At 70.7% G+C, this 20,596-nt stretch carries 18 protein-coding genes; 7 read left to right on the plus strand and 11 right to left on the minus strand.

Going from position 1 to position 20,596, the window contains the following annotated elements; translation table 11 throughout:
* Positions 1-5: 5 nt before the first annotated feature.
* The 6 genes from FHU13_RS11855 to FHU13_RS11880 form a co-directional block, all read right to left on the minus strand.
* Entirely contained in the window at positions 6-632 is a 627-nt protein-coding gene (locus tag FHU13_RS11855) for a FliH/SctL family protein (protein ID WP_183436081.1), read from the minus strand.
* Complete coding sequence (fliG, locus tag FHU13_RS11860) at positions 629-1,684, minus strand: flagellar motor switch protein FliG (RefSeq protein WP_183436083.1); 1,056 nt, start codon at positions 1,682-1,684, stop codon at positions 629-631. Before fliG ends, FHU13_RS11855 begins: the two co-directional genes overlap by 4 nt.
* 43 nt (positions 1,685-1,727) lie before the next feature.
* Positions 1,728-3,350 carry a flagellar basal-body MS-ring/collar protein FliF gene (gene fliF / locus FHU13_RS11865; protein ID WP_183436085.1) on the minus strand — a complete coding sequence of 541 codons (1,623 nt, stop codon included), beginning with the start codon at positions 3,348-3,350 and terminating at the stop codon, positions 1,728-1,730.
* Positions 3,351-3,610: 260 nt separating this feature from the next.
* A complete protein-coding gene (locus tag FHU13_RS11870; RefSeq protein WP_009865968.1) occupies positions 3,611-3,886 on the minus strand; it encodes a DUF1153 domain-containing protein in 276 nt (91 codons plus the stop codon).
* A gap of 141 nt (positions 3,887-4,027) precedes the next feature.
* Positions 4,028-4,699, minus strand: coding sequence for a flagellar hook assembly protein FlgD (locus FHU13_RS11875; RefSeq protein WP_183436087.1), 672 nt, complete (start codon positions 4,697-4,699; stop codon positions 4,028-4,030).
* A gap of 93 nt (positions 4,700-4,792) precedes the next feature.
* A complete protein-coding gene (locus FHU13_RS11880) occupies positions 4,793-6,238 on the minus strand; it encodes a flagellar hook-length control protein FliK (protein WP_183436088.1) in 1,446 nt (481 codons plus the stop codon).
* 322 nt (positions 6,239-6,560) lie between these two features.
* On the opposite strand from FHU13_RS11880, the gene mnmA reads away from it, so the two are divergent.
* The 4 genes from mnmA to FHU13_RS11900 all read left to right on the plus strand — a co-directional run bounded on the left by mnmA (position 6,561) and on the right by FHU13_RS11900 (position 11,193).
* On the plus strand, positions 6,561-7,718 hold the full coding sequence (gene mnmA, locus FHU13_RS11885) for a tRNA 2-thiouridine(34) synthase MnmA (protein ID WP_183436089.1): 1,158 nt from the start codon (positions 6,561-6,563) through the stop codon (positions 7,716-7,718).
* Between the two features lie 235 nt (positions 7,719-7,953).
* Positions 7,954-8,610 (plus strand): class I SAM-dependent methyltransferase, encoded by a 657-nt coding sequence (locus tag FHU13_RS11890; RefSeq protein WP_183436090.1) that lies wholly within the window; start codon positions 7,954-7,956, stop codon positions 8,608-8,610.
* A 38-nt stretch (positions 8,611-8,648) separates the two neighbouring features.
* A complete protein-coding gene (locus tag FHU13_RS11895; protein WP_183436091.1) occupies positions 8,649-9,512 on the plus strand; it encodes a TVP38/TMEM64 family protein in 864 nt (287 codons plus the stop codon).
* Positions 9,513-9,684: 172 nt separating this feature from the next.
* Entirely contained in the window at positions 9,685-11,193 is a 1,509-nt protein-coding gene (locus FHU13_RS11900; RefSeq protein WP_183436092.1) for a HAMP domain-containing sensor histidine kinase, read from the plus strand.
* Between the two features lie 40 nt (positions 11,194-11,233).
* Here the strand turns inward: FHU13_RS11900 and FHU13_RS11905 are convergent, their stop codons facing one another.
* Together FHU13_RS11905 and FHU13_RS11910 are read right to left on the minus strand one after the other, a co-directional pair.
* Positions 11,234-12,811, minus strand: a complete 1,578-nt coding sequence (locus FHU13_RS11905; RefSeq protein ID WP_183436093.1) for a DHA2 family efflux MFS transporter permease subunit — start codon at positions 12,809-12,811, stop codon at positions 11,234-11,236.
* 75 nt (positions 12,812-12,886) lie between these two features.
* Entirely contained in the window at positions 12,887-14,086 is a 1,200-nt protein-coding gene (locus FHU13_RS11910; RefSeq protein WP_183436094.1) for an HlyD family secretion protein, read from the minus strand.
* Positions 14,087-14,230: 144 nt separating this feature from the next.
* On the opposite strand from FHU13_RS11910, the gene FHU13_RS11915 reads away from it, so the two are divergent.
* Positions 14,231-14,890 carry a TetR/AcrR family transcriptional regulator gene (locus tag FHU13_RS11915; RefSeq protein WP_183436095.1) on the plus strand — a complete coding sequence of 220 codons (660 nt, stop codon included), beginning with the start codon at positions 14,231-14,233 and terminating at the stop codon, positions 14,888-14,890.
* 3 nt (positions 14,891-14,893) lie between these two features.
* On the opposite strand, the gene FHU13_RS11920 is transcribed toward FHU13_RS11915, so the two are convergent.
* Positions 14,894-16,657, minus strand: coding sequence for an acyl-CoA dehydrogenase (locus tag FHU13_RS11920; RefSeq protein ID WP_183436096.1), 1,764 nt, complete (start codon positions 16,655-16,657; stop codon positions 14,894-14,896).
* A gap of 105 nt (positions 16,658-16,762) precedes the next feature.
* Here FHU13_RS11920 and FHU13_RS11925 point away from each other — a divergent pair, with 105 nt between their 5' ends.
* Positions 16,763-17,752 (plus strand): L-threonylcarbamoyladenylate synthase, encoded by a 990-nt coding sequence (locus tag FHU13_RS11925; protein WP_183436097.1) that lies wholly within the window; start codon positions 16,763-16,765, stop codon positions 17,750-17,752.
* A gap of 404 nt (positions 17,753-18,156) precedes the next feature.
* Positions 18,157-18,543, plus strand: coding sequence for a response regulator (locus tag FHU13_RS11930; RefSeq protein WP_183436098.1), 387 nt, complete (start codon positions 18,157-18,159; stop codon positions 18,541-18,543).
* Between the two features lie 22 nt (positions 18,544-18,565).
* On the opposite strand, the gene FHU13_RS11935 is transcribed toward FHU13_RS11930, so the two are convergent.
* Together FHU13_RS11935 and FHU13_RS11940 are read right to left on the minus strand one after the other, a co-directional pair.
* Positions 18,566-19,912, minus strand: coding sequence for an ATP-binding protein (locus FHU13_RS11935; RefSeq protein ID WP_183436099.1), 1,347 nt, complete (start codon positions 19,910-19,912; stop codon positions 18,566-18,568).
* Entirely contained in the window at positions 19,909-20,583 is a 675-nt protein-coding gene (locus FHU13_RS11940; RefSeq protein WP_183436100.1) for a response regulator transcription factor, read from the minus strand. The genes FHU13_RS11935 and FHU13_RS11940 overlap by 4 nt, the downstream gene beginning before the upstream one ends.
* Positions 20,584-20,596 lie beyond the last annotated feature (13 nt).

Raw genomic sequence — 20,596 nt, forward strand, 5'->3', positions numbered from 1 at the left:
CGGGCTCAGGCCTCTGCGCTTGCGAAATTGGGGGAGAGAGCGGCCTCGAGAGCGGACTCAATGCGGGCGCGCTCGCGCACGACTCCGCCGTCGGCCCATTCGAGCCGGGCGTCACCCGGCGCCATGTCGGGCTCGCCCAGCACCACGAGGCGGCCCTCGAAGCCATGCTCGCGCGACAGACGCCGCATCAGCGTCTCCGCCTCGTCGACCAGCGCCTCGTTCACCCGCAGGACGAGATGGGGCACGCCGCGCAGGTGCCGCAGGGCCGAGCGGGCCGCCTCCTCCACCGCCGCGAGGGGGCGCGCGTCGAGGGCTTCGCCCGCGATCCGGCGGGCGAGCGCCTGCGCGAAGGCCAGCGCCTGCGACTCGCGCTCGCCGTCGCGGGCATCGGACTGATTGAGGAGGCCGGCGGCGGCGAGCCCGACCCGGGTCAGGGCGTCGGCGAGCCGGGCCTGTTCCTGGAGGGCGGCCTCGGCGCGGCCGTCCTGGAGGCCGCGGGCATAGGCCGCCGCCTCCAGCGCCGCGCGCTCGGCCTCGGTCCGGGCGGCGGCCTCCGCATCGGCGGGGGAGGGCCCGCGCGGCCGGCCGAAATCGGTGTCGAACAGGAAGGGGCGGGAGGCGCGCGCGCTCAATAGACCAACTCCTCCTCGCCGCCGTTCTTGGCGATCATGATCTCGCCCTTCTCGGCCAGTTCCTTGGCGAGCTCCGTCATCTTGGCCTGCGCCTCATCGACTTCCTTGAGGCGGATCGGCCCCATCGAGCCCATCTCGTCGGTGAGGTTCTTGGCCGCGCGGGTCGACATCTGGCGCATGAAGAAGGCGCGCACCCGCTCGTCGGCGCCCTTGAGCGCCCGGCACAGGGTGTCGTTGTCGACCTTGCGCATCAGGGTCTGGACCGAGCCCGGATCGAGCTTCAAGAGATCCTCGAAGGTGAACATGAGCTGGCGGATCTTCTTGGCCGAGCCGCGGTTGGCCTGGTCGATCGCCGCGAGGAAGCGGGTCTCGGTCTGCCGGTCGAAGGCGTTGAACACCTCGGCCATGAGTTCGTGCGCGTCGCGCCGCGTGGTCTGGGCGATGGTCGAGACGAACTCGGTGCGCAGGGTCTCCTCGATGTGGCGCAGGGCCTCCTTCTGGACGGTCTCCATGCGCAGCATCCGGTTGAGCACGTCGATGGCGAACTCCTCCGGCAGGATGGTGAGCACCTTGGCGGCGTAGTCGGCCCGCACCTTCGACAACACGACGGCGACCGTCTGCGGGTACTCGTTGCGCAGGAAGTTCGCGAGGATCTCGGGGTCGATCTGGGTCAGGCTCGCCCAGACACGCTTTCCGCTCGCACCCTTGATCTCCGCCATGATCGAGGAGACCTGCTCGGGCGGGAAGATCTTGAGCAGCAGCGACTCGGTGCGCTCGAAGTTCGAGGTGATGCCCCCGCCCGAGGACAGCCGCGAGACGAAGTCGACGATCAGCCGCTCGACCGTGCTGGCCTCCAGCGAGCCGAGCTGCACCATCGCGTGGCTGACGAGCTTGATCTCGTCCTCGTCGAGGCGCTGCCAGATCGGCGCGCCCTCCTCCTCGCCCAGCAGCAGCAGGAGGGCGGCGGCGCGCTGCGGGCCCGGCATCTCGGCGAAGGCCTTCGAGGCATCGACGCTCTCCATGGCAGCGTTGAAGTTTACGCCCGCGGACACGAACCCTCTCCTCTCTCCCGGCTATGGGTGATCTCGGCGCTCATCAGGAATCGTGGATCCAGTTGCGGAGCACTTCGACGGTCTCGGTCGGGCTCGCCCGCACCATGTCGACCACGCGCTCCACCGTCTCGGCCTGGATCTGGCCGTTGATCTTGGCCGACTCGAGGAATCGGTTGGTGCTGTTCTCGCGCACCGCGATCTCGACCGGTCCCTCGCCGCCCGTCGCGCCGGCCAGCGCCAGCGCCCCTACGGGGCCGGCGAGGACCGCCGGCGCATCCGATTCGAGCACGCGGCGCAGGAGCGGACGCACCACAGCCATCAGCACGACCAGGGTGAGCAGGCTCAGCACCGCGAGCTCCACGACGCGCATCACGTCCTCCTTGGTCGGGCTGAGGAACGATTGGATCAGCCCCGCCTCGGCGAATTCGGGAGCGGTGGGTGTCTCGGCGAAACGCAGATTGACCACCTCGACCTGATCGCCGCGGACCTTGTCGTAGCCGACCGCGGTGCGCACCAGGGCGGTGATGCGCGCGATCTCGGCGTCGGAGCGCGGCTGGTAAGCGGGCTTGCCGTCCGCGCCCGGGGCGTAGATGCCATCGACCAGCACCGCCACCGAGAGGCGCTTGAGGCGGCCGCCCTCCAGGGTCTCGACCTTGGTGACGCGGGAGATCTCGTAATTCGTGACCTCCTCGTTCTTCTGCGAAGAATCCTTCTGCTGCGGCTGGGCCTGGTTCTGGGTGGCGCCCGGCAACTCGTTGCCGACGCTGACCTGCCCCTCCGCGCCGCCGGTGAGCGAGTTCTCGGAGCGCGTCTGGGTGGAACGGACCACCCGGCTCTCCGGATCGAAGCTCTCCGAGCGGCTCTCGACCCGGTTGAGGTCGAGTTCGGCGGTGACCTGCACCCGGGCGCGGCCCTGACCGACGATGCCGGCCACGATCTCCTCGATCTGCGAGCGCATGCGCCGCTCGATGCCGGACTGCCGCTCCTCCAGGGCGCCCGCCCCGTCGGCTTCCGCGCCGCGGGCACCGTCGGCCAGCAGCCGGCCGCGCTCGTCGACGATCGAGACCCGCTCCGGCTTCAGGCCCTCGACCGCCGAGGCGGCGAGGTGCCGGATCGCGCGCACCTGGCTCGCGTCGAGATCGCCCATCAGCTTGACGACGATGGCGGCCGAGGGCGCCTCGCGGTCGCGCTCGAACAGGCGGCGCTCGGGGATGACGAGGTGGACGCGGGCGGCCTGGACCCGGCCGATGGCGCGGATCGAGCGGGCGAGTTCGCCCTCCATCGCCCGCAGATGATTCACGTTCTGGACGAAGCTCGTCGAGGAGAAGGCGTCGCCCTTGTCGAAGATCTCATAGCCGACGCCGCCTTGTGCGGGCAGGCCCTTGCCGGCGAAGTCCATGCGCAGCTTGGCGAGGTCGGCGCGGGGGGCGAGCACGGTCTGGCCCATGTCGCCCTTGGTCTCGTAGGCGATGCCGCGCGCGTCGAGCTCGCGAATCACGGCGGAGGAATCCTGCATCGACAGGTCGGAGAACAGCACGCCCATGTCGGGCCGCGAGACCCGCAGGATCACGAAGGCGAAGAAGCCGACCAGCGTCAGCGTCACGGCCGCCATCGCGGCGATGCGCGCGGGCCCGAGCTTCGTCACCAGATCGAGGATGGGTTTCACGGCCGGCACGCCTGAGGACAGCGGATGCGGCCGCGAGGGATGCGCGACCGCCCGGCAAGAATTGCCCGGTGCGTGGTTAGCGAGGCGTTAACGTCGAGGCCGATGCCCTTCACGAACGGTGCCGCGATGGGCACTTGAGCGAGGGGATCGGAGAGGCCGAGGAGCCCGAAAACGACGAGAGCCGCCCCGGTGCTCCGGAGGCGGCTCCTCATGCGTTGCGCGAACAGGCATGCGCAACGTACGGGCCGAAACCGCGAAGTTCAGTGCCGGTAATGCTGGATGCGCGTGGTGCGCAGGCCGGCAAGGCCGTGCTGGTCGATGGAGTACTGCCAGCTCAGAAATTCTTCCGTGGTCAGCGTGTAGCGCTGGCACGCCTCCTCCAGGCTGAGCAGGCCGCCACGGACGGCGGCCACGACCTCCGCCTTGCGGCGGATGACCCAGCGGCGGGTGGTGACGGGGGGAAGATCGGCGATCGTCAGGGGGCTGCCGTCGGGCCCAATCACATACTTCACGCGGGGCCGGGGTGTTTCGGTCATGATACGCTCTACACTCGACTGACCTGTCGAGAGGGAAGCTACTTGCGTCCGCTTAAAAGTTCTTGAAGTCGGCCATTCGAATGCGATTCGTTCGTTGTTAACGGATGTGGACAATTTCGCTTCCATCGATGCTGCTATGCATCAAGTTGTTGGAGCGGTAAGGGTTTTCACGCTGGAGGCCGGAATGCGGGCCGAGCCGATCGTCAGCACCGGTTCAGAGCCGGTGAGGTCGACGCCGTCCACGGTGCCGGACACCTTGGTGTCGACGTTGACCCGCGACCCCGTCGTATCGAGGGCGTCGACGGTGATCGTGTACCGCCCGTCCTTGGCCGAGAGCCCCGAGGTCGAGGTGCCGTCCCACTCGAACGATTGTGCGCCGGTCTTGAGCGTCGTGGTCTTGGTGGCCACCACGGTGCCGTCGCTGCCCTTGATGGTGATGATGGCCTTGGCGGCGGCCCGCTCCGGGGTCAGCGTCCAGGTCGCCTTTCCGTCGGCGAGATCGGTGCTGGCCCCGTCCGCCGTGATCGTCCGGCCGATCAGACCGGAGGCGGAGGAGGCCGACGCGGCCTTGGAGTTGGTCAGGATCGTGTCGAGCGAGGCGTTGGTCTTGAGCTGCTGCTCGACGCCCGCGAACTGGACGAGCTGCTGGGTGAACTGGTTGGTGTCGAGCGGGTCGAGGGGGTTCTGGTTCTTCAACTGCGTGGTGAGCAGCGTCAGGAACTGCGTGAAATTGCCCGCAATCGACTTCGTGTCGGTGGTCGAGGCGGCACCGGTGGCGGTGATGCTGGTGCTGCTCGTGATCCCGGAGGCCATGGCGTCGTCCTAAAACATCGTCCCGAAAGTGGATTCGGCTTTCGGAAAAACACGGTCGAAAACAGGGGCTAGAGCGTCGTCCTGGACGACGCTCTAGATTCGGATGTCGAGGCCGCTGACGGCACGCAGATGCCGCAGGGAAGAGCGGTCGAGGGGCGCGGGGTTGTCGTCCCGTCTGCCCGGCCCGCGGTCGGAGCCGCCGCGGGACGAGGGTTCGCCGTCCCGGCCGCTCTGGGATCCCGTCTCGCCGCGCAGGGACAGGTCGATCCCGCCCGCCTCTGCACCGACGTCGAAGCCCGCCTGCGCGAGGGCCTGCTGCAGGGAGCCCGCGTCGCGCTGGAGCAGGGCGAGGGTCTCGGGACGGTCCACGACGAGATGCGCCCGGGCCTTGCCGCCCGCCTTGTCGAGGTCGAGCGATACGTCGATGCGGCCGAGTTCGACCGGGTCGAGGCGGATCGCGAAGCGGTTCACGCCCGACAGCGAGCGTAGACCGATCGTCATCGGCACGGCGCCTATCGGAATCGGTGGGGTCGCGGGCTGGGGCGTCGCGGCCACGGCGTCCGTGGCCTGGGCCGCCTGCGTCCCCTGCGTGGAGCCGACACTATTGCCGCCAGGCGGGGTAAGGGGGCCCACAGCGCCGGCGGCCGCCGGAGCGGGCGAAGCGGCGGCCTGCGTCCCGGTGAGCGCCCCCTCGAAGCCGGCCGTGCCCACCGCGTCGGAAGCGGCTGCATCGGCCGCGTCAGCTTTCGCGGCATGCCCGGTTGCAGCCGCATCACCGGACACGCCCGCAACAGGTCTGCCCTCGCCGAGCCCGCCTTCACCCGCGGCCCCCCCTGTTTGCGCCGCGGTCGCGGTGGGGGGCGTCGGAGTGGGGGGCGCCGAGAGCAGGGCGGTGGGATCGGGGGCGCCCGGCGCCGCGGGATCGGTCTCGTCATGCTCCCGTGCCTCGTCCTCGGACGTGACCACAGCCCCGGCCTCTTCAGCGGCGGCCCCTTCCGCGGCGGCTTCCTGCACTGCTCCTCGCGCCGCCTCCGCGCCGTCGGCGGCCGGACGATCCGGTCGCTGCGAGGCGGAATTCGCGGGGGCGCCCCGCGCCTGCGCCGAGCCGGCATCCGTGCCGTCCCGCGCATTCCTTGCCGTGAGCGGTTTGCTGCCGGCGGAGGCGGACTGAGCGCGGCTCTCCTGCGAAGCTCCGGACCGCCAGCTCTCGGCCCCGGCGGTTTTGGCGATCTCGGTTTTGGCGATCTCGGTCTTGGCGGTCCCAGACTTGGTGGTCCCAGATTTGGTGGCCCCAGACTTGGTGGCCTCGGTCCTGACGGTCTCGGTCCCCGCCGCCTTCACCTTATCCGCCCGGCCGGTATCGCTCCGAGGGGAGGCGGTCTCGTCGCGGCGGGAGGCGGGCCGGGCAGGGGGCGCCGGCTTCCGCTCCGCGGCTTCCAGGCTGAAGCGCGCGGTGCCCTCGCTCCCGCGCCCCGCGGACGAGGCGGGCCGCAGGGTCTGCCTGAAAAACGCCTCCGCCAGATCTGCGCGCGAAACCACGATGCCGTCCCTTTCTCCGGGCCGAAGCCGCGGGAGGTCACAGCAATCCGCGCGCCACGGGCGTGGTTCTGCAAGGGTTTGATATTGATAGGGAAAATTTGATCGGGCGGACATCGCCATTCTCCGGATCGGTCGGATCTGCCGCCCTCCCGGCAGGATTTGCCGGCCTCCGGCCCGCTCTCGTCCTCGGCATCCTCGGTACCATCCCTGGAAAGTCCGGATCGGGATCGCTATAGACAGCGGAGATGCGCCCGGGCTCCGTAGGCCGGCGCGCGCCCGAAGGCTCCGCCAACGGCCGGCAACCGGCCCCTCATCACCGGCCATGAACTCGCTGGATCTCCCGAAGCCCCCGCACGAGACGCGCGTCGTCGTCGCCATGTCGGGCGGCGTCGATTCGTCGGTGGTCGCCGGGCTGTTGAAGCGCGAGGGCTACGACGTCGTCGGCGTCACGCTCCAGCTCTACGATCACGGCGCGGCGACCCACCGCAAGGGCGCCTGCTGCGCCGGCCGCGACATCCACGACGCGCGGGCGGTGGCCGAGACGCTCGGCATCCCGCATTACGTGCTCGACTACGAGGATCGCTTCCGGGAATCGGTGATCGACCGCTTCGCTGAGAGCTACCTCTCGGGCGAGACGCCGATTCCCTGCGTCGAATGCAACCGCTCGGTCAAGTTCCGCGACCTGCTCGGCCTCGCCCGCGACCTCGGTGCCGAGGCGCTGGCGACCGGCCACTACGTGGCGAGCCGGGCGCTGCCGCAGGGCGGGCGCGCCCTCTACCGTGCCCTCGATCCGGCCCGCGACCAGAGCTACTTCCTCTACGCCACGACGCCCGAGCAGCTCGCCTACCTGCGCTTTCCCCTGGGCGAGCGGCCCAAGGACGAGACTCGTGCACTGGCCCGGGAGCTGGGCCTCACGGTCGCCGACAAGGCCGACAGCCAGGACATCTGCTTCGTGCCGCAGGGCGGCTATGCCGACGTGATCGCCAAGCTCCGGCCTGAGGCGACCCGCCCCGGCGAGATCGTCGATCTCGCCGGCCGCCGGCTCGGCGAGCACGAGGGCATCATCCACTACACGGTGGGACAGCGCCGCGGCCTCAAGCTCTCCGTCGGTGAGCCGCTCTACGTGGTGCGGTTGGAGCCCGAGACCGCCCGCGTCGTAGTCGGTCCGCGTGCGGCGCTCGCCACCCGCCGCATCCGTCTGACCGACCTCAACTGGCTCGGGGACGGTGCGCCGGAGGACATCGCCGGGCGGCCCGTGGCGGTGCGCGTGCGCTCGACCCGCGAGCCGCGACCCGCGCGCCTGTCGTGGAACGCGGCCGAGGCCTGCGCCGAGGTCGAGCTGGTCGCCCCCGAGGACGGGGTCTCGCCGGGTCAGGCCTGCGTGATCTACGCCGATGACGGCCCGCGCGCGCAGGTGCTCGGCGGCGGCACCATCCGGCGCATCGGCGCGTTGCAGGCAGGCGCCGCCGAGGCGGCCTGATGGTGGTGTTTCTCGCCGCGCGAATCGAGATTTTCCCAGACCCAGCGATCGCTCTTCGAGCGATCGCGCCGCCCGGCAGGCGCGAAGAGCGCCCGCGGAGCGGCCTCGGCCACGCCGAGGCGTCTCAAGCATCGTCCTTTCGGGAAGGGACGATGCGGAGTGAAATGGCGAGAGCCAAAGCCGCAGAGGCGGCTACCGGCGCTTGAGGCCGGAGATTAAAGAGGGTGACGGTGAGATGCTGAGCGAGCGGGCGCCCGAAGCCGGGCCGACCACTGAGTTGATGCGCAAGGCCTATGCCCGCTGGGCGCCGGTCTACGATGTCGTCTACGACAAGCTCACCGAGCCCGCCGCCCGCGCCGCCGTCGAGGCGGCGGTCGCCCACGGGCCGCGGGTGCTGGAGGCCGGCGTCGGCACCGGGCTGTCGCTCGGCTACTATCCCCGCGACAGCTTCGTCTGCGGCGTCGATCTTTCCGAGGACATGCTCAAGCGCGCCCGCGGAAAAGTTCGCCGCAAGGGGCTGACCCACGTCAAGGGGCTCCAGGTCATGGATGTCTGCCGCCTCGGCTACGCTGATGCGAGCTTCGACGCGGTGGTGGCGCAGTTCCTCATCACCCTGGTGCCGAACCCGGAAGCCGCGCTTTCCGAGTTCCTGCGCGTGGTGCGTCCCGGCGGCGGCATCGTGCTCGCCAACCATTTCGGCCAGTCGAACGGGCCGGTGGCGCGGGTCGAGGAGATCGTCGCGCCGCTCTGCACCAAGATCGGCTGGTCCTCGGACTTCAAGGCGACCCGGATCGAGGCCTGGGCCCAGCGCAACGGCGTCGAGGTGATCGGTCTCGCGCCGACTTTTCCCGGCGGGTTCTTCAAGATTCTGCGGATGCGCAAGCGGGGCTGAGGACGGGCACGCGAAAACCGTCCGGCGGAGGCAGGCCGATGACGCCAGGGGGCGGGGAGGGCGGTCGGCCGAATGGCCGGCCACAGGATCTTCCAAAGGATCGGCTGGGTGAGCAGGATCCCCAGTCCGGGGGGGCGTCGGGACCGCGCCGGCCCTGGCTGCGCTGGCTCCCGCTCCTGGCGCTGGCCGCGCTTTCCGTCGGCATCCTCGCCTCGGGGGGCGCCCACGTCCTCGACCTCGACCGGCTATCCGAATCGCGGGTCTGGCTTCAGGCGCTCATCGCCGAGGATCGGGTCCGGGCGATCGCGCTGGCCTGCCTCGCCTATGTCGGCTCGGTCGTGGTCTCGCTGCCCGCGACGCTGGTGCTCACGGTGCTGGCCGGGCTGCTGTTCGGCCCCGTCACCGGCGCCCTGATCGCCATCGCCTCGGCGACCACGGGCGCGGCGATCGTGTTCTCGGTCGGACGCTACGCCGCCGGCGACCTGATCCGGCGCAAAGCCGGGCCCCAGGTCGGGCGCTTCGCCGAAGGTTTCCGCCGCGACGGCTTCGGCTACATCCTGATCCTGCGGCTCCTGCCGATCTTTCCCTACTGGATCACCAACATCGCCCCGGCGGCCTTCGGCGTACGGCTGCGCACCTTCGCGCTCGCCACCCTGCTCGGCCTGACGCCGGGCGCCTTCGTCTATGCCGGACTCGGTGCCGGCCTCGAAGACCTGCTGGCTACGCGCGATGCGATGAAGGCGGCCTGCCTCGCGGACGGGGGACCGGATTGTTCGAAAGGCATCGATCTGAGCGCATTGGTGACGCCCGGCATGGTGGCAGCGCTGGCGGCATTGGCAGGATTTGCTCTTTTGACAGTTTTTCTGCGCCGACGGCTTGAGCGGCGGACACTTCGCGCATAAGACTTGCGCACAAGCGAATGGCGCGCCTCGCCGGACGGCCATGCAACCTGTACGGCAGGGAGAGCCGGCAAAGGGGCGCGCCATCCGAATCGCGATTAGACGACACAACGACGGGTGACGCTTGAAACGGCCCCGCCTTCCGTTTCCTGGCCGGCCATCAGAGCCGGCGGACATGGCGCAGAATGATCCGGCGGCGACGGCCGCCTTGCCCTGGCATATCGAGGCACCGGCCGGCACGCTGCCGCCGCGGCGCGCGCGCGCCTTCGCTTGGTTCGGGCGGCTGGGCCTGTCCGGCCGCCTGTTCCTGCTGACGGTGGCCTTCGTCGTCTTGGCTGAGGTCCTGATCTACGTCCCGGCGGTGGCGACCTACCGGCTGTCGCGGCTGTCCGATCGGGTCGCGGCGGCGCGGGTTGCCGCCCTCGTGCTGAACGCCGCCCCCGAGGGCCAGGTCCCCGACGAGATCGCCCGTCGCCTGCTGATGGGGGTGGGCGCCCGTGCCATCGCCGTGCGCGTCGGCGAGACGTGGCGCTATCTCACCGATGGACCAACGCCGTCCGCTATCGCCGAGACGGTCGATCTGCGCGAGCGCGGCCTGACGGGCTCGGTCGGCGGCGCCTTCCGGACGCTGTTCCTCTCCACCGAGGCGCCGATCCGGGCGATCGGACCGGGACAGGACGGCTTCGACGCCGTCGAGGTTCTGCTCGACGAAGGGCCGTTGCGGGCGGCTCTGGCCGATTTCTCGCTCCGGTTGCTCGTCGCCTGCCTCATCATCGCGGTGCTGGCGGCCGGCCTCGTCTTCTTCGTGCTTCAGCGGGCGATCGTGCGGCCGGTGGTCCGGCTCGCCCGCGACATCGCCGCCTTCGCCGACGACCCCGAGCGGACCGATCGGGGCGCCCCGCGCTCGGCGCGCACCGACGAGATCGGGCAGGCGGAGAACGCGCTCGCCCGGATGCAGGTGGCGCTTGGCGGCGAGCTGCGCCAGCGGCGGCGGCTGGCCGAACTCGGCCTCTCCGTCAGCAAGATCAACCACGAACTACGTAACCTGCTCACCACCGCCCAGCTTCTCGGCGACCGCCTGGAAAGCGTCTCCGATCCCCTGGTGCAGCGCGTTGCACCGCGCCTCGTGGAAACCCTCGACCGGGCGATCCGCTTCTGCGAGGCGACGCTCGCCTACGGCCGCGCCACGGAGCCGAATCCGCAGCGGCGCATGGTGGCGCTCGCGCCCCTGCTCGAGGAGTTGACCGACCTCGCCGACCTGATGCCGGCCGCCCGCATTCGCGTGGAGGTGCGCGCGGCGCCGGATCTTGAGATCGACGTCGATCCCGAACAGCTCTTGCGGGCGCTGACGAACCTCGTGCGCAACGCGGTTCAGGCCCATGCGGCGGCGAAGTCCGCGGACGGCACCGTACTGGTCGAGGGCGCCCGGAACGGGGCGCCCGGCGCGGGTTCGGTCACGATCCTCGTGACCGATAACGGTCCCGGCGTGCCCGAGCGGGCCAAGGCGAACCTGTTCGCCGCCTTCCAAGGCTCGACCCGGGCGGGCGGCACCGGCCTCGGCCTCGCCATCGCCTCGGAACTGGTGCGCCTCAACGGCGGCACCCTCTGCCTCGACGAGGCGACAGGTGGCGCGCGCTTCCGCATCGTCATCCCCGATCGCGCCGCAGGTGTGAAAGCGGCGTGAGGCCGCTTATTCCACGTCAGGTCGGAAAACCCGCTCGCCCTCAATGCCCCGCGCCCGCCGGAGCCGCGCCGCGCGGGCGGCGGATCAGCGGCGTGCCGCAGGCCATGGCCAAGAACAGCACGGTAAGGACGAGGAACACGTCCTCGAAGCTCATCACCAGTCCTTGAATCCGAACGGTGTTGTTGAGCGCCTTCAGCGCCATGCCGTTGGCGTCACCCCCGAACACCTCGAACTGGCGCCGCATCGCATCGAGCCGTTCCAGCGCGGCGCCGTTGGCCCAGGTGAAGCGCTCGTGCAGGCGCGCGAGATGGAGGTCCCAGCGGGCGTTCAGGACCGTGTTGATCAGAGCGAGGCCCACTGCGCCGCCGAGGTTGCGCGTGAGGTTGAACAGGCCCGAGGCGTTCTTCATCCGCTCCGGCGGCAGCGTGCCGAGCGCGATGTTGTTGATCGGGATCATGCACAGCATCAACGAGCAGCCGCGCAGCACCTGCGGCCACAGCAGCTCGTAGAAATCCCAGTCCTTGGTGAGCCCGGTGACGATCCAGGTGCCGACCGCGAACCCGGTGAATCCCATCGCCATCATGACGCGCGGATCGAGCCGGGCCGACAGCTTGCCGGCGATCGGGGCGGTGGCGAACATGCAGAGCCCTGAGACGAACATCGTCTCCCCGATCTGCAGCGCCGAGTAGCCGCGCACGCGGGCGAGATAGACCGGATAGAGGTAGGTCAGGCCGTAGAGGCCGATGCCGAGCACGAAGCTGGCGGCGCAACCGGCCGCGAAGTTGCGGTCGGAGAAGGCGCGCAGGTCCACGATCGGCTGACGCGCGGTGAAGACGCGTGCGAAGAACAGCACACCCGACACGGCGCAGACGATCGCGCAGACGAACACCGCCTCATCCTGCAGCCAGTCGTGGTTCGGACCCTCCTCCAGCACGTATTCGAGGCAGCCGAGGAAGCCTGCCATGAAAGCGAGCCCGGCCCAGTCGAAGGACTTGAGCAGGCCGAAATTCGGCCGGTCGAAATCGACCAGGAACCAGGTCGAGACCGTGACGAAGATGCCCGGCACGATGTTGATGAGGAACAGCCAGTGCCAGGAGAACAGGTCGGTGAGATAGCCGCCGACCGTCGGCCCGATGGTCGGCGCCAGCGTCGCCACGAGGCCGATCATCGGCGAGACGATCGGGCGCTTGGAGGGTGGGAAGATCGTGAAGGCCGAGGCGAACACGGTCGGGATCATGCCGCCGCCGATGAAGCCCTGGAGGGCGCGCCAGACGATCATCTCGTCGATCGACGAGGAGGTGGCGCACATCAGGCTCATCAGCGTGAAGCCGCCGGCCGAGACCGAGAACATCCAGCGTGTCGAGAGCACCCGCGACAGGGTTCCCGAGAGCGGGATCGAGATGACCTCGGCGATGAGGTAGCTCGTCTGCACCCAGGGGATCTCGTCGCCCGAGGCCGAGAGGCCGGCCTGGATCTCGTTGAGCGAGGCCGAGACGATCTGGATGTCGAGGATTGCCATGAACATCCCGAACACCATGCACAGGAACGCCACCATGCGGCGACGGTCGAGCGGCGGGTCGGCGGCGGGGCTTGCAGCGAGGGTCGCGGTGGCGGCCATGGGGCGCCTCGGGATGGACAGGCGAAGGGGATGAATGGGACGCCGTCCGGCCGGATTTTCTCCGGCTGGAGGCGATCAGGGCCGGACAGCGAGCTTCTGCACCGGCGCGTCGGCGCCCTCGCGGGTGTCGACCCGCACCACCACGGAGAGGCCGGGTCGCAGGAGGCCTTCGCGAGCGACATCCTCGGGCACGTGGACGCGCACGGGCAGGCGCTGCACGATCTTGGTGAAGTTGCCGGTGGCGTTGTCGGGCGGGAGCAGACTGAAGACCGAGCCGGAGGCGGGCGAGAGCGATTCCACCGTGCCGACGATGTCGCGGTCGGGGTAGGCGTCGACGTGGATATGGACCTCCTGCCCCGGACGGACGCGGCCGAGCTGCGTCTCCTTGAAGTTCGCATCGACGCGCACGCTCTGGAGCGGCACCAGGGCGGCGATGCGCGAGCCGGGCGAGACGTAGGCGCCGGCCTCCACCGCCTTGTTGCCGACGACGCCGTCGAAGGGGGCGCGGATCACCGCGAAGTCGAGGTCGCGCCGCGCGCGGTCGGCGGCCGTGCGCAGCTCCGCGGCGAGGCTCTCGGCCTCGCGCGTCTGCGCCCGCAGCACCGCGACATTGGCGCGCGCCGCGACGAGGGCGGCCTCGGCCGATTTCACCGCCGCCTCGGTGCGGTCGCGGTCGGCCTTGGCCTGATCGATCCGGGATTTCGCGACGTAGTCGGCCTGCATCTGCGTGGCGCGGGCGTAATCGGCGCCGGCCCGCACGGCGTCGGCCTTCGCGGCGTCGATCTGCGCCGCGCTCTGCAGCACCTGCGCCTGGGCGGCCTCCGCCTGCCGGCCGACGCGCGCGATGGTGCTCTCCTGGGTGGCGAGCTTGTCCTCGGCCGCCTTCAGGGCGAGCCGGTAATCGCCGTCGTCGAGCCGGGCGATCACGTCGCCCCGCTTCACCGCCTGCCCGTTCACGACCGGCACCGCCGCGAGATAGCCCGAGACCTTGGCGGCGAGCACCGAGATGTCCGCCTGCACGTAGGCGTCGTCGGTGCTGACAAAAAAGCGCCCGACCGTCCACCAGTCCCAGCCGGCATAGGCACCGCCGCCGAGAGCCGCGCAGAGCGCGAGGCCCAGCACCGCGCGCCGCAGCGGACGCCGGGGCTTGGCGGCGGGCGCCGGCTCGGGGGCGACGGTGGGAGGCAGGGTCCGTGCGCGACCACCCTCGGCCCGCTCCTCCTCGACCCGTCCCAGAGCCGTCTCCGACCGATCGGAATCTTCACGAAGCGACATGGCTGAAGTCCCAGACATGTATTGACCGAACCGTTCGGTCACTCGGCGGGTCAGGTTGACGCCGTCGTCATTCGAGAGCTAGTTATCACTGACCGAACGGTTCGGTCAACGCGATTGAGCGGCGTGTGGCGGCGAGTGAGTGTGATGGCGAACACGGCGACACAGGAGCGAGGGCGGGCAGCCCCGCAAGCGGCGTCGGGCGAGAGCGACAAGCGCCGGCAGATCCTGGAGGGCGCGCGTCAGGTCTTCATGGCGTCGGGCTTCGACGGGGCCAGCATGGGCGAGATCGCCAAGGCGGCCGGCGTCTCGAAGGGCACGCTCTACGTCTATTTCGACAGCAAGGAAGCCCTGTTCGAGGCCCTGACCATCGAGGCGAAAGAGGGGCTGGCCGAGAACCTGTTCCGGCTCGACGAGCACGACCCGGACGTGCGCGCCGTGCTGACGCGGCTCGGCATCAGCTATCTCGCGATGATGGCGCGACCGGAGCACGTCTCGATCATCCGCATGGTGATCGGCGCCTGCGAGAAGTTCCCCCGGTTCGGGCAGGCCTTCTACGAGGCAGGTCCGGCCTGCGGGGTCGGACGGCTCAAGGCCTATATCGAGGGCCAGATCTCGGCCGGGCGTCTCGCCGCCGATGACACGGACCTTGCCGCCAAGCACTTTCTCCAGCTCTGCCAGGCCGGGATGCTGACGCGCCTTCTGTTCAACGCAGGCGCGGCGCCAGACGAGGCGGAAATCTCTCACCGGGTCGCGGAGGCCGTGCGGGTCTTCTACGCGGGCTACGGGCCGTCCGCGGCGGGGTGACGTTCACCCCGCCAGCGCGAAGGCCGGATCGTCGGCGAAGTCGCCGCCCGAAAGAATCGCCTGCTCCAGGCCGCTGGCCGCCGGCAGCAGGTTCTCGGCGAAGAAGCGGGCGAGCGCGATACGCGCCGCGTGGGCCGGACCGGTCTCTCCCGCCTTTACGGCCGCGCTCGACGCGAGCCCTGCCGTCGCGAGGCAGGCCGCGCCCTGCACGAGACCGAACAGGCGCAGGTACGGCGTGGCGCCCGGTAAAGCCTCCTGCGGGCGGTTCGAAGCGAGTGCCTTGAGCAGGAAGCTCGTGGCCCGATCGAGGCTGCCGATCCCCTCGCGCAGGCGCGCCGCCGCGTGGCCGAAACCTGGGCTGCCGTCCTTCAAGAGCCCTTCCGCCACCCGCCGCATCGCGGCGATCTGTGATCCCACCGTGGCGCCGCCGTTGAGCGGCAGCTTGCGGGTGACGAGGTCGATCGCCTGGATGCCGTTGGTGCCCTCGTAGATGCCCAGGATGCGGGCATCGCGCATGAGCTGGGCCGCCCCCGTCTCCTCGACGAAGCCCATGCCGCCATGGACCTGCACGCCGAGCGAGGTCACCTCGTTGGCGATGTCGGTGGAGAAGGCCTTGGCCACCGGCGTCAGCAGCGAGGCGCGGTCATGCGCCTGCCTGCCCTCGGGACCGTGCGCCGCGTCGAGTGCCTGCGCGGTGAGATAGCAGATGCCGCGGGCCGCCGCCGTGTAGGCCTTCATCGTCAGCAGCGTGCGCTGGATGTCGGCATGCGCGACGATGGCGCTGACCGGTTCGGACGCGCCCGGCGCCCGGCCCTGGCGGCGCTCACGGGCATAATCAAGGGCCTTCTGGTACGCGGCTTCCGCCACGCCCACGCCCTGCAGGCCGACATTGAGCCGGGCCGAGTTCATCATCGTGAACATGCAGGCCAGCCCCCGATTCTCCTCGCCGATCAGCCAGCCGGTCGCCCCGCCGCCATCCCCGAAGGCCATCGAGCATGTGGGCGAGGCGTGGATGCCGAGCTTGTGCTCGACGCCTGAGCACCGCAGGTCGTTGCGGGAGCCGTCCGGCAGCACCTTGGGCACGAGGAACAGCGAGATGCCGCGGGTGCCGGCGGGCGCGTCCTTCAGCCGGGCCAGCACGAGGTGGCAGATGTTGTCGGCAAGGTCGTGCTCGCCGTAGGTGATGTAGATCTTGGCACCGGTGATGCGGTAGCTGCCGTCGCCGTTGGGTTCGGCGCGGGTGCGCAGGGCGGAGAGGTCCGAGCCCGCCTGCGGCTCGGTCAGGTTCATGGTCGCGGTCCACTCGCCCGAGACGAGCTTTTCGAGGTAGCGCCCCTTGAGGTCGTCGGAGCCGTGGGCGGCCAGCGCCTCGATGCCGCCGGCGGTGAGCAGCGGGCACAGGCCGAAGGCGAGGTTCGCGCCGTTCCACATCTCGGTGCAGGCGGCGGCGATCAGGTGCGGCAGGCCCTGGCCGCCGTGCTCCGGGGCGGCGAGAACGCCGTTCCAGCCGCCCTCGACGAAGGCGCGGTAGGCTTCACGCCAGCCCGGCGCGGTGGTGACGGTGCCGTCCGAGAACGGCGTGCCGTGGCGATCGCCGACGCGGTTGAGCGGGGCGATGACGTTGCGGGCGAGCCGACCCGCCTCTTCGAGGATGGCGACCGCATCGTCCGGGCCGATCTCGGCCGCGCTCCGCGCCAGAACGGCGTCGAGCCCCGCGACGTGGCGGAGCGTGAAGGCCATCTCCTCGACGGGCGCGCGATAGCTCATGGTCTTCTCACCGTTCCTCCCGCGGCCCGCGAGGGCAGCGATCCCGTTTGACGGCTTGCGGCCGTGGGGCTACGGCCGGCCATTCTCCCTCGCATCCACTCCGACATGGACGCCCCACCGTCAACCATCCCCACACTGCGCCTGGCAGCCGACGCGGACGGCCTCGCGCGGGCGGCCGCGCTGATCGGGGCGGGGCACCTCGTCGCCGTGCCGACGGAGACGGTCTACGGACTCGGGGCCGACGCCACCGACCCGGAGGCCGTGGCCGCGATCTACGCCGCCAAGGGCCGCCCCCGCTTCAATCCGCTGATCGCCCATGTCGCGACGATCGAGGCCGCACAGGCGGAGGGCGTGTTCGACGCATTCGCCAAAAAACTCGCGGCCGCGTTCTGGCCAGGGCCGTTGACCCTGGTGGTGCCGGCGGCGCCCGGCGGCTCGGTCTGCGATCTCGCCCGGGCCGGGCTCGACAGCGTGGCGCTTCGCGTGCCGGCCCACGCCACCGCGCGCGCGCTGCTGGAGCGGGTCGGGCGGCCGGTGGCGGCGCCCTCGGCCAACCGGTCGGGGCGGGTCAGCCCGACGAGCGTCGATCACGTGCTGACCGATCTCGGCGGGCGCATCGCGGCGGTGCTCGACGGGGGTGAATGTCCGGTCGGGGTCGAGTCGAGCGTGGTCGCCTGCCTCGGCGGGCTGCCCCGGCTGCTGCGCCCCGGCGGGGTGACGCGGGAGGCGCTCACCGAGGTGCTGGGCTTTGCCCCCGAGGCAGCCGGTGATCCGGGCTCGCGGCCTGTGGGCCCGGGCCTGCTCGCCTCGCACTACGCGCCGCGGGCCGGCGTGCGGCTCGACGCGACCCGCATCGAGCCGGGCGAAGCGGTTCTGCTGCTCGGCGCCTTTCGTCCCGCAGGGCTGGAGCACGCAGCGACGGTCGAGTCCCTGAGCGAGAGCGGCGATCCGGCGGAAGCCGCCACGCGGCTCTTCGGGGCGCTGCGGCGGCTCGACGCCTCCGGCGCGCCGACCATCGCCGTCGTCCCGGTGCCGGAGGAGGGGCTGGGCGAGGCGATCAACGACCGCCTGCGCCGGGCCGCCGCCCCGCGCTGAAACCGGCACGATTTTTCGCGAAACTTTTTTGCGGAACCGATCCGCCTCCGGCGCATTGTCCGGTTACGAAGGCCAGTTCAGCCCCCAATGGCCTTTTCCCTTCAAGGCTCGGAGCAATCCGAGCCTTTTTTCTTGTCCGCAACCTGAGCCTTTGCGCCTGAAGGGCACATTACTTCGCCCGCGCATCTCGCCTCTGGATTACCCGGCGCAGGATGAGCGAGAGATCCTCCACCGAGTAGGGCTTGTGCAGCAGCGGGAAGCCGTGGTGCCCCGTCCGCTCTCGGTGCCGTGAATGATTGCAAATGTTTCATGAAATCTTCTACGGCTCCGCTGAAACCAATCGCCGCGCGGACACTTTGAGGAAGACTGCTTCCGATCAACCCGCTTCAGCTCGCTCCCCACCGATGTCCAGCTCGCCCGAACCGACCGATCCGTCCCGCGCTCCCCGCATCCTCGTCGTCGAGGACGAGAGCTTCGTGCGCATGGTTGCCGTGGACATGCTGGAGGATGCCGGCCTGCCGGTGGCCGAGGCGCCGGACGCCGACGCGGCCCTGCAACTCCTGGAGGGGAGGGCGCAGGCTTTCAGCGCGCTGTTCACCGACATCGACATGCCGGGCTCGATGGACGGGCTGACGCTCGCCGCACGGGTGCGGGCGCGCTGGCCGCATATCCGTCTCGTCGTCACCTCCGGCCGGGTTCGACCGGGCAGCGGCGACCTCCCCGACGCGGGCTTCCTGCCGAAGCCCTATGGCCGCTCCGACCTGCTCGGCGCTCTCGGGCAGGCGGCCTGAAAGCCGTCATTCGGCGCTGACCTCACGCGCCGGGAACGGACCAACTCACCTCCACCCGCAGGCCACCGAGTTCGGAGCGGCCGAAGCGCATCCGCGCGCCGACCCCCTCGGCGAGGTCGCGGGCGATGGCGATGCCGAAGCCGGTGCCGGGCCGGGTCTCGTCCCACCGACGGCCGCGGGCGATGCCGGCAATCGCCGCCTCGCTCATGCCGGGGCCGTCATCCTCCAGCACCAGATGGCCTTCGCCGCCCTCAACGCCCCCCGAGACGCGGATGCGGCGGTGGGCCCACTTGCGGGCGTTGTCGAGGATGTTGCCCAGGATCTCGGTGAGATCGCCCTCGTCGCCGGGAAAGACGAGCCCGTCCGCCACCGCGATCTCCCAGCGTAGCGCCTCCCCCTCGGGCAGACGCTTCAAAGCGCCGACGATTCTTGCGACCGCCGGGGCGACGGGGCAAGCCTTCCGCCGCAATCCCCCCGAAACCGCCCGCGCCCGAGCGAGCGTGCGCTCGACCTGCCGCCCCATGGCCTGGGCCTGCTCGGCGATCTCCGCCGCCAAAGCAGGGTCGGTGCTTTCCGTGCGGCGGGCCAGCGCATCGAGCACCGCGAGCGGCGTCTTCAGGCCGTGGGCCATGTCGCCGGCGCCCGTGCGCGCCCGCTGCAGGTCGCGCTCCTGCGCGTCGAGCAGGCGATTGAGGTCGGCCACGAGCGGACGCACCTCCTCCGGAAAGGTCTCCGGAAGCCGAGCCCGCGTCCCGGCATGGATCGCGGCGAGGTCCGCCCGCAGCGTGCGGAAGGGGCTGAGCGCCCGGCGAACGAACAGCGACATGGCGAGCGTGAGCGCCACGAACAGGGCGCCGAGCGAGGGCACCAGCAGGCGCAGGAAGGTGGCGCGGCTTGCGGCCAGATCGCGCCGGTCCTCGGCCACCGTGACGGCGAGGGCCACGGTGGCGCCGTTGGCGGGGATCGAGACGCGCCGGGTCACGGCGATGAGGCGGCCGCCATCCGGTCCGGCGAGGTCGCCGACCGCCGGCTCCTGCGCGGGATCGGGCACCGTGCCGAGGCTGCGATCCCAGAGCGAGCGCGAGCGCAGGGCGGCGCCTCCCGGGCGCTCGACCTGCCAGTAGAGCCCGCCATAGGGCGTCGAGAAGCGCGAATCCGGCGGCTCGCGCGGCAGGGTCAGAGCGCCGTCCGGCGCCAGGGCGACCTGCCCGGCGATCAGCTTGGCGGTGCGGTCGAGCCCGTCGGCGGTGCGTGCGTCGAGCACCCGGTCGAAGATCAGCGTCAGCCCCACGCCCGCCAGCGCCAGCGCCAGGGCGATCAGTCCGGCAGCGGCGAGTCCGAGCCGCAGGCGCAGCGAGCCGTGCTTCACAGCGTCCCGGCGGGATCGGACGGCACGAGGTACCCGTGGCCGCGGCGGGTCTCGATGATGCCGGGGCCAAGCTTGCGCCGCAGCCGGGTCAGCAGGGCCTCCAGGGCGTTGGCCTCGCGATCGCTGTCGCTGCCGTGAAGGTGGTCGAGCAACTCGCCCGCTGCCACGACCTGCCCCTGGCGATGCAGCAGGAAGGCGAGCAGGCGGTATTCGAGCGCCGTGAGATCGGTCTCACGGCCCGCCACGGAGACCGCGCGGGTGCGGGTGTCGAGTTCGACCGCGCCCACCCGCAGCACCGGAGAGGCGTGGCCGGCGGTGCGGCGCAGGATGGCGCGCAGCCGCGCCACCAGTTCCTCCATCCGGAACGGCTTGACGAGGTAGTCGTCGGCACCCGCGTCGATCCCCTCGACCCGTTCCCGCCAGCCGTCGCGGGCGGTGAGGATCAGCACCGGCAGGGCGACCTCGGCCCCGCGCAGGCGCCGCAGCACGCCCAGACCGTCGAGGCGCGGCAGGCCAAGGTCGAGCACCATGGCGTCGTAGGTCTCCGTCTCGGCCCGGAACCACGCCGCCTCACCGTCGCCGACGATCTCGGCGACGTAGCCGGCCCGTTCCAGGCCCTCGCGGATATCGGCCGCGATACGCGGCTCGTCCTCTACGACGAGGATGCGCATGTCATCCCCCTGG

Origin of the sequence: Methylobacterium sp. R2-1 (assembly GCF_014191355.1) — a bacterium.
Lineage (GTDB): Bacteria > Pseudomonadota > Alphaproteobacteria > Rhizobiales > Beijerinckiaceae > Methylobacterium.

What these genes read in the sequence shown, in the direction of transcription:
- FHU13_RS11875 (WP_183436087.1), bottom strand. Translation starts at nt 4,699, where the DNA reads ATGGCCTCCGGGATCACGAGCAGCACCAGCATCACCGCCACCGGTGCC.
- FHU13_RS11890 (WP_183436090.1), top strand. Translation starts at nt 7,954, where the DNA reads ATGCTGAGCGAGCGGGCGCCCGAAGCCGGGCCGACCACTGAGTTGATG.
- FHU13_RS11925 (WP_183436097.1), top strand. Translation starts at nt 16,763, where the DNA reads ATGGACGCCCCACCGTCAACCATCCCCACACTGCGCCTGGCAGCCGAC.
- FHU13_RS11900 (WP_183436092.1), top strand. Translation starts at nt 9,685, where the DNA reads ATGGCGCAGAATGATCCGGCGGCGACGGCCGCCTTGCCCTGGCATATC.
- FHU13_RS11930 (WP_183436098.1), top strand. Translation starts at nt 18,157, where the DNA reads ATGTCCAGCTCGCCCGAACCGACCGATCCGTCCCGCGCTCCCCGCATC.
- FHU13_RS11870 (WP_009865968.1), bottom strand. Translation starts at nt 3,886, where the DNA reads ATGACCGAAACACCCCGGCCCCGCGTGAAGTATGTGATTGGGCCCGAC.
- FHU13_RS11895 (WP_183436091.1), top strand. Translation starts at nt 8,649, where the DNA reads ATGACGCCAGGGGGCGGGGAGGGCGGTCGGCCGAATGGCCGGCCACAG.
- FHU13_RS11910 (WP_183436094.1), bottom strand. Translation starts at nt 14,086, where the DNA reads ATGTCGCTTCGTGAAGATTCCGATCGGTCGGAGACGGCTCTGGGACGG.
- mnmA (WP_183436089.1), top strand. Translation starts at nt 6,561, where the DNA reads ATGAACTCGCTGGATCTCCCGAAGCCCCCGCACGAGACGCGCGTCGTC.
- FHU13_RS11940 (WP_183436100.1), bottom strand. Translation starts at nt 20,583, where the DNA reads ATGCGCATCCTCGTCGTAGAGGACGAGCCGCGTATCGCGGCCGATATC.
- FHU13_RS11905 (WP_183436093.1), bottom strand. Translation starts at nt 12,811, where the DNA reads ATGGCCGCCACCGCGACCCTCGCTGCAAGCCCCGCCGCCGACCCGCCG.
- FHU13_RS11920 (WP_183436096.1), bottom strand. Translation starts at nt 16,657, where the DNA reads ATGAGCTATCGCGCGCCCGTCGAGGAGATGGCCTTCACGCTCCGCCAC.
- FHU13_RS11915 (WP_183436095.1), top strand. Translation starts at nt 14,231, where the DNA reads ATGGCGAACACGGCGACACAGGAGCGAGGGCGGGCAGCCCCGCAAGCG.